This is a genomic window from Roseateles sp. P2_H4 (assembly GCF_056403315.1).
In genome coordinates this window covers 16902-25259 of the sequence record NZ_JBFUFR010000043.1, presented here as the reverse complement: position 1 = coordinate 25259, position 8358 = coordinate 16902, and the positions used below count along the sequence as shown (strand labels likewise).

The 8358-nt window shown below is 69.9% G+C and carries 5 protein-coding genes; 4 read left to right on the top strand and 1 reads right to left on the bottom strand.

Features of this window, described 5'->3' with window-relative positions:
- Window positions 1–45: 45 nt before the first annotated feature.
- Window positions 46–1767, bottom strand: coding sequence for a ShlB/FhaC/HecB family hemolysin secretion/activation protein (locus tag AC1DW3_RS25345; protein ID WP_477936092.1), 1722 nt, complete (start codon window positions 1765–1767; stop codon window positions 46–48).
- A 151-nt stretch (window positions 1768–1918) separates the two neighbouring features.
- On the opposite strand from AC1DW3_RS25345, the gene AC1DW3_RS25340 reads away from it, so the two are divergent.
- From AC1DW3_RS25340 to pdeM, 4 genes are all read left to right on the top strand, one after another.
- Window positions 1919–2941 (top strand): ligase-associated DNA damage response exonuclease, encoded by a 1023-nt coding sequence (locus AC1DW3_RS25340; RefSeq protein ID WP_477936090.1) that lies wholly within the window; start codon window positions 1919–1921, stop codon window positions 2939–2941.
- Window positions 2938–4581 (top strand): ATP-dependent DNA ligase, encoded by a 1644-nt coding sequence (locus AC1DW3_RS25335; RefSeq protein ID WP_477936088.1) that lies wholly within the window; start codon window positions 2938–2940, stop codon window positions 4579–4581. Before AC1DW3_RS25340 ends, AC1DW3_RS25335 begins: the two co-directional genes overlap by 4 nt.
- 588 nt (window positions 4582–5169) lie before the next feature.
- A complete protein-coding gene (locus tag AC1DW3_RS25330) occupies window positions 5170–7692 on the top strand; it encodes a ligase-associated DNA damage response DEXH box helicase (RefSeq protein WP_477936086.1) in 2523 nt (840 codons plus the stop codon).
- Entirely contained in the window at window positions 7689–8348 is a 660-nt protein-coding gene (pdeM, locus tag AC1DW3_RS25325; RefSeq protein WP_477936084.1) for a ligase-associated DNA damage response endonuclease PdeM, read from the top strand. Before AC1DW3_RS25330 ends, pdeM begins: the two co-directional genes overlap by 4 nt.
- Window positions 8349–8358 lie beyond the last annotated feature (10 nt).

The following is an 8358-nucleotide window of genomic DNA, read 5'->3' as shown; positions in this document are numbered from 1 at the left end:
CGCTCGCGTTCAGCGATGCGAGGTTGGGCGAGGGGCTGCATCATTTCAGAAGCTCCAAGACCCTTGCGCGTAGAAGCGCAGCTTGCGGGCCTGGCTCTCGCTGCTGGTATGGCCGTGCGTGGGCGTCGCCAGGCTCATGCGAAAGGAGTACTCGCTGCCACGCGCCCAGACCATCGACAAGCCGGCGCCGCCCAGCCAGATGCGGTTCACATAGCCGGGCTCGCGCACGACGAGGTTGGGGTCGTGGCGGTACTGGATGAAGGCGCCGTCGTAGAAGGCCGCCAGCACCAGCTCGCTGGCCCATTTGCCGAACAGGCTGAACGGCGGCAGCCAGCGCAGCTCCAGGCTGGCGACGGCGCCGCTGTCGCCCGTGCCCTCGCCCGGCGCATAGGCACGCACGCCATTCGGGCCGCCGGCGCGGAACTGCTCGGTGGAATCGAGATTGGACAGCGCCCACTGCCCGCGCACCGTGAGGTAGGCCAGCAACCGGTTGCTGAGGACGTTCTGCAGCCGCGAGGCCGTGAAGCCGACCTTGCGAAAGCTGGCCGCATCGTCACCGCCGCTGGGCGCGCCGGCGGGAAAGTTGAGCCGGCCCTGGGCCAGGTTGAACTCGAAGGTATTGACGCTGCCGGTCAGCAGGCTGTCACGGAAGTCGCCGCTGATGCCGAGGCTGGCATCGTCGACGCGCTTCCTCGTCGACAGCGCCGCGACGTTGTCGACATAGCGCTTGGCGTCGACGGCGCCCAGCGCAAAGAGGTTGAGGTTGCGCGAGCGCACCCAGGGGTAGAGGGCGAAGACGTTGAGCGTCGTGCCGGTACCGTCCAGGCCGAGGGGGAATTCCTTCTTGTCGAGCTGGTAGCGCACCGCCGACAGCGAGACGCCAGCCTTGAAGCCGTCGGCGCCGATGGGGCTGGTGTAGCCCAGCAGCGCAAACATCAGGCCCCGGCTGACGGAGCTGAGCGCCGAGGCCGAGAGGCCGTCGCCGCGGCCCAGCGGGCTGGCCATGATGACCTGGGCACCGAGGCGCTGCAGGCCGATGAAATGCGAGCCGTTGAGGTCGCCGTCGACGCTGCCGCTGTAGCGCGCCTCGGCGCGCGGCGTGAACTCCAGGACGGCGGTGCCCGGCGTCGAGCCGGCCTTGACCTCGGCCCGTGTGACGATGCCGCGCAGGTCGTTGATGAGGAAGACGGTGCGCTCGACGGCGTCCACCGTCAGCACGTCGCCCGGCTTCAGGCGCGCGAGATAGGCCTGGACGATCTCGCGGTCGACCGGCAGGCCCTCGCTCCAGTTCAGCACCACGCGATCCAGCCGCCCCTCCAGCACGGCGATGCGCACCGTCTGGCCGTCGAAGACCTGCTCGGGGATGTAGGCATAGCCGAGGTAGTAACCGAGGTCGCGCTGCAGGAAGCGGGTCACCTCGTTGGCGGCGTTGACGAGGTCCTCGAAGCCACGCTCCTTGCCGACGAAGGCCGCCGTCAACCGCGGCAGGGCCTCGCGCAGGGCAGCCGGGGCATCGGGCGCCAAGCTGTAGGCGGGGACGTCGATCTTCAGTTCGTCGTCGGGCTTGCCGAGTTCGCGCGCCACCGGCGGGCGCTCGGGTGGCAGTTCGGCATTGCGAGTCACTTCCAGGGGCCGGGCCAGCTCGGCCGGCGTCGGCACGACCGGCGGCGTGCCGGCCGCCCAGGCCGACGCCCCGGCCAGCAGCTGCAAGGCCAGCAGGCTGAGGCGCAGGGACGAGCGTCGGCGGAGGCGGGAATCGGGCAGCAAGGTCGGGTCCGGAGCAGGGGGCGGCGGGCATGACCTGGCGGTCGCACCGTTGGTGAGTCACGGCGGCGGCGTTTGAGTTCCGCGCGAGTCCCGCAAATGAGCGGATGCCGTCCGACAGCGGGGTCAAGCCGGCCTGGGCACACTGGGCCCCATGTCGAGTCGCGCTGACCTGATCACCCGCCGCCCCGAAGGCCTGTACTGCGAGGCGGGCGGCTTCTACATCGACCCCTGGCGGCCGGTGGACCGCGCCGTCATCACCCATGCCCATGCCGACCATTGCCGCGAGGGGCACGGCGCCTATCTGGCGCATCGCGACGCCGAGGGGCTGATGCGCTCGCGGGTCGGCCCGGAGATGGCCTTCCAGGGCCTGAGCTACGGCGAGCCGTTACAACTGGGCGAGGTGACACTCAGCCTGCATCCGGCCGGGCATGTGCTGGGCTCGGCCCAGGTGCGGGTGGAGCACCGCGGCGAGGTCTGGGTGGTGTCGGGCGACTATTTCGTCAGCGGCGCAGGCGACGCCAACACCACCTGCGCGCCCTTCGAGCCAGTGCGCTGCGATGTCTTCATCACCGAAGCCACCTTTGCGCTGCCCATCTACCGCTGGGCGCCGCAGACCGAGGTGCTGGCCGAGATGCGCGCCTGGTGGGCCGATTGCGCGGCCCAAGGCAAGCACGCCCTGCTGATGGGCTACAGCCTGGGCAAGGCGCAGCGGCTGGTGGCAGGGCTGGCGACGGCCGACGCGCCAGGGCCGGTCCTGGTGCATGCGGCCGTCGCCCGGCTGAACGAGGCCTACCGCACAGCCGGCGTCGCTCTGGCCGACGTGGAGACCGTGACGCCGGAAACCAACTTCAAGGCCCTGCGCGGCGCCCTTGTCATTGCGCCGCCGGCCGTGCAGGACAGCCGCTGGGCCAAGGCCCTGGGCCCGCACAGCGATGCCTTCGCCAGCGGCTGGATGCGGCTGCGCGGCGCGCGCCGACGCCGCAGCGTGGACCGCGGCTTTGTCTTCAGCGACCACGCCGACTGGCCGGGGCTGCTGTCCGCCATCACCGCGACCGGCGCCCAGCGCGTCATCGTCACGCATGGCGACGAAGGCGCCCTGGTGCGCTATCTGGGCGAGCTGGGCTTGCAGGCCGAGACCTTCGCCACCGAATTTGGCGACGAGGGTGAGACATGAAGCGCTTCGTGGCCTTGTATCTCGCACTGGACGCCAGCACGTCGACGTTGGCCAAGGTGGCGGCGCTGAAGCGCTACCTGGCCGAGGCACCGCCGCGCGACGCGGCCTGGGCCGTCTATCTGCTGGCGGGCGGCACGCCGCGCCGGGCGGTGCCGACCGCCGAGTTGCGCGCCCTGGCCTGCGAGGCGGCCGCCCTGCCGGAGTGGCTGTTCGAGGCGGGATATGCCGTGACCGGTGACCTGGCCGAAGCGATTGCCTATGTGCTGCCCGACCCCGAGGACAGGCTCGACGAGCCATTGAGCGAGTGGATGGAGGGCCGCATCCTGCCGCTGCGCACGCTGGATGCAGAGGGCCGGCGCGAGGGGGTGCTGGCGGCCTGGCGCGGGCTGTCGGCGGACGAGCGCTTCATGTTCGTCAAGCTCGTCGGCGGCGGCTTTCGCGTCGGCGTCAGCAAGCTGCTGGTGCAGCGCGCGCTGGCCGAGTGGTCGGGGCAGGACGCCGCTGGCATCGCCCAGCGCATGATGGGCTACACCCACATCGACACGCCACCGACGGCCGAGCGCTTCCAGGCGCTGTTGACGGCGGACACGAGCGGCGCGCGCGGCGGCCAGCCCTACCCTTTCTTCCTGGCGCATGCACTGGCGGCCGAGCCAGCGACGCTGGGCGAGCGCGGCGACTGGCTGGCGGAGTGGAAGTACGACGGCATCCGCGCCCAGGTCGTCAAGCGCGACGGCCAGGTCTGGATCTGGTCGCGCGGCGAGGAATTGATCACCGAGCGCTTCCCCGAAGCGGTGGCCGCGGCGAGCACCTGGCCGGACGGCACCGTCGTCGACGGCGAGTTGCTGGCCTGGTTGCCGGACGAGGCCGAGCCGGCGCCGTTCGCGTTGCTGCAAAAGCGCATAGCCCGCACCAAGCTGTCGAAGGCCATCCTCGCGGAGGCACCGGTGCGGCTGCTGGCCTATGACCTGCTCGAAAGCGAGGGCGTGGACCGGCGCCAGGAGCCCATGCACATCCGCCGCGCGCGACTGGAGCAGTTGGGCATTGCGACGTCGCCGCTGGTCGACGCGACGGACTGGCCCGGCCTTGCTGCTGCGCGCGAAGGCTCGCGAGAGCGGCGCGTCGAAGGCCTGATGCTCAAGCACCGCGAGTCGGCCTATGGCATCGGCCGCACCGTCGGTGCCTGGTGGAAATGGAAAGTCGCGCCGCTGAGCGTCGACGCCGTGCTGATCTACGCCCAGGCCGGCCATGGGCGGCGGGCCAATCTCTACACCGACTACAGCTTTGCCGTCTGGAACCGCGCACCGCGCGATGCTGCGGAGGCGGAAGCTGCATTGGACGCGACGGGCGGCGAGCTGATGCTGGTGCCGTTTGCGAAGGCGTATTCGGGGCTGACGGACGAGGAGATCAAGCGCGTGGATCGCGAGATCCGCAAGACGACGGTGGAGAAATTCGGGCCGGTGCGGCGCGTGCGGCCGACCATGGTGTTCGAGCTGGGTTTCGAGGGCATACAGGCCAGCACGCGGCACAAGAGCGGCATCGCGGTGAGGTTTCCGCGGATGTTGCGCATCAGGGATGACAAGCCGCTGTGGGAGGCGGATACGCTGGAGTCGCTACGGACGTTGATGGAGGTGGTGAGTTGAACGGGGTTGCTTTGACGGCTGTCCTTTCGACTCGGTGCAATGCCGCGGGAATCTGCCCCGCGAGGGCGGGTAACTTTTCTCTGACGCGCCAGAGAAAAGTCACCAAAAGAGGAGCGCTCAATGCAATCCGCACTCGAGCGGGATCAGGCGCTCGCGACGCTCGAACTGGAGCGCGCCCCGACGCGAGCCGCTGCGCTCTCGCCCACCACTTGTGCCGAGCACCAACGATCGGATCTTCACGCCGCTTAAGTCGCGGCTGCACGCCGACGCCCGACAAATACCGAACAGCCGCGTCGCTCGGGCGACGCTGCATTTGGTTTTCTGGTGAGCACGGCGTGCAGCCGCGCGTCGGACGGGCAGCTGGTGCGATGGATGGTGCGCGTGACAAGTCAGACGCGAGAGCGCAGCGGCTCGCTTCTTGTCGCAATGACAGCGGATGTTTTCGCGCGCCGCTGATGGCGTCGTCGCGGTGGTGTGCGGTTCAGCGCCTCTTCTTTGGTGACTTTCTTCTGGCGCCGCAGAAGAAAGTTACCCCGCCGCCGGGCGGGACTCCCGGCACGGCACTGGCCCATCAAGCCACCGCTCCGAATGCCTAACCCCACCACCACCGAGTGGCTCCAAACCAAAGGATGGAAAGCCTTCCCCTTCCAGAAGACTGTCTGGAAGGAGATGAAGCAAGGCCACTCCGGCCTCCTCCACGCCACCACCGGCTCAGGCAAGACGCTGGCCGTCTGGCTCGGTGCGCTGCATGCGCTTGGCGATGCCGAGGCGCCGTTGACAGTCCTGTGGGTGACGCCCATGCGAGCCCTCAGCCACGACACCCTGCTGGCCCTGCAAGGCGCCGCATCGGCACTCGCGCCGGATTGGACGTTGGCCGCACGCACGGGCGACACATCGACGAGCGAGCGCGCCTCGCAGCAACGCCGCTGGCCGACCGCCCTCGTCACCACGCCCGAATCGCTCAGCCTGATGCTGTCCCGCGCCGATGCGCCGGACGTGCTCAAGCGCGTGCGCCTGGTCGTCGTCGATGAGTGGCATGAGCTGCTCGGCAGCAAGCGTGGCGTGCAGCTGCAACTCGCCCTCGCCAGGCTCAGACACTGGAACCCGGCCCTGATGACCTGGGGCCTGTCCGCCACGCTGGCCAATCTCGACGAAGCGCGCGACGTGCTGGCGCCCGATGCCGTGCTGGTGCGTGGCGCCATGGACAAGAAGATTGACATCGCCACCCTGCTGCCCAAGCGCATCGAGCGCTTCGCCTGGGGCGGCCATATGGGCCTGACCATGCTGCCGGCCGTCGTCGCGCAGATCGACCAGGCCGCCAGCAGCCTGGTGTTCACCAACACGCGCTCCCAGGCCGAACGCTGGTTCCAGGCGCTGCTGGACGCGCGCCCCGACTGGGCCGGGGCCATCGCCCTGCACCATGGGTCCATCGATGCCGAGCTGCGCCGCTGGGTGGAGGCGGCCATGAAGGCCGGCCAGCTCAAGGCGGTCGTCTGCACGGCGAGTCTCGACCTGGGCGTGGACTTCCTGCCGGTGGACCAGGTGCTGCAGATCGGTTCGGCCAAAGGTGTGGCCCGCTTGCTGCAACGCGCTGGCCGCAGCGGGCACGCGCCCGGGCGTCGATCGAAGGTCACCATGGTGCCGACGCACAGCCTGGAGATCGTCGAGGCGTCCGCGTTGCGCGCCGCCGTGCAGGCCGGCCGCATCGAGCCGCGTCATGCGCCGGCGGCACCGCTGGACGTGTTGGTCCAGCACCTGGTGACGGTGGCGCTGGGCGGCGGCTTCCGGCCCGAGGAGTTGCTGGCCGAGGTACGCACGGCGCCCAGCTATCGCGGCCTGAGCGACGAGGCCTGGCAATGGGCGCTGGCCTTTGTCCGCCACGGCGGCGAGAGCCTGCGCGCCTACCCGGACTTCCAGCGCGTCGTGCCCGACGAGGAAGGCGTTTGGCGCGTGCCCGATGTGCGGCTGGCGCGGCGCCACCGCAGCAATATCGGCACCATCGTGTCGGACGCCATGATGAGCGTGCAGTTCCTGACCGGCGGCCGCATCGCAACGGTGGAGGAGAGCTTCATTGCGCGGCTCAAGCCCGGCGATGTCTTCCTGCTGGGTGGCCGCGCGCTGGAGTTGGTGCGCGTCGAAGGCCTGACCGCCTATGTGCGAGTGGGCAAGCCAGGTCGCGCCTTGCTGCCGCGCTGGAACGGCGGACAGTTCCCGATCTCCGACACGCTGGCCGATGCAATGCTGGAGCGCTTCGACGAAGCGGCGCAGGGTCGCTATGCCGACAAGGAAATGCGCTTCGTCGCGCCGCTGCTGAAGCTGCAAGCCGAGTGGTCGGCTCTGCCCGGGCCGCAGCGGCTGCTGGCCGAGGTGCAGACTTCGGCGGACGGCCATCACCTCTTCCTCTACCCCTTTGCCGGCCGCACGGTGCACCTGGGCCTGGCGTGGCTGCTGGCCTGGCGCGTGGGCCGCGACACACCCGCCACCTTCACCGTCGCCATCAACGAGTACGGCATGGAGCTGCTCAGCGCCACCGAGATCGACTGGGCCGCGCGCCTGCCGCAATTGCTCGCTGCGGTGGACCGCGACACCTTGCGCCAGGAGGTGCTGGCCAGCATCAATGCCAGCGAGCTGGCGCGCCGGCGCTTCCGACAGATCGCGCGCATCTCGGGCCTGATCTTCCAGAGCCACCCCGGCGAGGTGCGCAGCCAGCGCCAGTTGCAGGCATCCAGCTCGCTCTACTTCGATGTCTTCCGCCAGCACGACCCGGGCAACCGGCTGCTGCACCAGGCCGAGGAGGAACTGCTGTCGGCCGAGCTGGACGAGGATTCATTGGCGCGCACGCTGGACCGGCTGGCTTCGTTGCCGCTGGACCTGCAGCGCCCAGCGCGGACCTCGCCGCTGGCCTTCCCGCTGTTGGTGGAGATGCTGCGCGAGCGCGTGACGACGGAGTCGCTGGCGCAGAGGCTCACGCGCATGCTGGCGGAGCTGGAGGTGGCAGCCGGTGGCGGCGCAGCGCCGCAGGACGTGGGGGAGCGGCTGGCCTTCGGGCAGGAGAGTGACAAGGCCGCCAAATCCGGCAAACGCGGTAGTGCTCGTCGGAGGCGGCGATGAGCCTGAGCATCGAGGCCGCTGGCGAGACCCTGTGGCTGCTGCCGGAAGGTGCGGTCTGGTGGCCCGCCGCGCGCACGCTGTTCGCCGCCGACCTGCATCTGGGCAAGGGCGCCGCCTTCCGCGCCCAGGGGCAGGCGGTGCCGGCCGGCACCAGCGCGCGAACCTTGGCGAAGCTCGAGGCGCTGATGGCGTCGTACGCTGCCGAGCGGCTCATGGTGCTTGGTGATTTCTGGCACAGCGCCGAGGGCCTGACACCCGCCCTGCTGGCTGACGTTGACGGCTTCGCACGCCGCGTGCCAACCACCCTCGTGCTGGGCAACCACGACCGACACATTCATCCGGCCGAGCTGCCGCTCCAGACAGTCAGCACGGCATTGGCGTTAGGCCCACTGACTGCCGCACATGAACCGCCGCCACCCGCGACGCCGGGCTTCACGCTGGCGGGACATTGGCATCCCGCCGTCGTCATCGCCAGCCGTGCCGGCGACCGCCTGCGGCGGCCCTGCTTCGCCCACTACCCGCACGCGCTGGTGCTGCCGGCCTTTGGTGGCCTGACGGGCGCGCTGACCCTGCGGCGCGCCGAACTCGCACGCCATGGCGCGCAGATCGCGGTGCTTGGCGACGGCGAACTGCATTGGCTGCCGCTGCGTCGCTGATGCGAGCCCT